1 protein-coding gene is annotated in these 452 nt (G+C 71.7%); it reads left to right on the forward strand.

The genetic code is table 11. From position 1 onward, the window contains the following. A partial coding sequence (locus MKW14_RS40745; protein WP_240871845.1) for a beta-galactosidase occupies nucleotides 1-452 on the forward strand: 452 nt, incomplete at both ends.

The following is a 452-nucleotide window of genomic DNA, read 5'->3' on the forward strand; positions in this document are numbered from 1 at the left end:
AACTCCACTTCCAGGACCTGGTGCGCGCCTGGTACGAGCCGCTGTGGCGCTCGGGCGTGGCGGTGGACTTCGTACGCCCCGACGCGGACCTGTCCTCCTACCGCCTGGTCCTGGCGCCCTCCCTCTATCTCATCGACGACGAGGGAGCGGCCAACCTCACCGGCTTCGCCGAGCGGGGCGGCACTCTGGCGGTCGGCTTCCACAGCGGCATGGTGGACGCCAACTGCCATGTCCGCCTCGGCGGTTACCCGGGCGCCTTCCGCGAGACCCTCGGCATCCGAACCGACGAACTCTTCCCCCTCCTGCCCGACGAGCAGGTCTCCCTGACCGACGGCGGCACCGGCACGCTGTGGTCGGAACGGGTACGGCTGGAGGGCGCGCAGGCGGTCACGTCGTACGAGGACGGCCCGCTGGCCGGCGTCCCCGCGGTCACCCGTAACGCCCACGGCTCC

Origin of the sequence: Streptomyces gilvus (genome assembly GCF_022513565.1) — a bacterium.
In the GTDB taxonomy this organism is placed as follows: Bacteria; Actinomycetota; Actinomycetes; order Streptomycetales; family Streptomycetaceae; genus Streptomyces; species Streptomyces gilvus.